Below are 253 nucleotides of genomic sequence, written 5' to 3'. Positions count from 1 at the left end.
AACGATTTACTGGTGTATTATCGCAACCTCTCTTTAGATAATAAAGTATCCCTGAATAATCCCTCTTTAACATTCATATCTTATTCAAAAAATAGTAAGATTATAAAATTAAAAGCAGACTCAATTCTCTTTTTTCAATCCAATCGCAACTATACATCTGTCTTTTATATTGATGAAAATTTTGAAGAAAAAGAACATAGAGTAAGAAAGACATTTAAAGAATTAGATGAATTTCTGAACAAAAACGGATTTG

1 protein-coding gene is annotated in these 253 nt (G+C 26.9%); it reads left to right on the top strand.

The genetic code is table 11. The annotated features are described in order from the left end of the window. The coding region (locus tag ACY2RR_RS24570; protein WP_490110832.1) for a hypothetical protein at positions 1 to 253 on the top strand (253 nt) is incomplete at both ends.

This window comes from Parendozoicomonas sp. 2304DJ65-17 (assembly GCF_058148445.1).
This window is presented reverse-complemented; position numbering and strand designations above follow the sequence as displayed.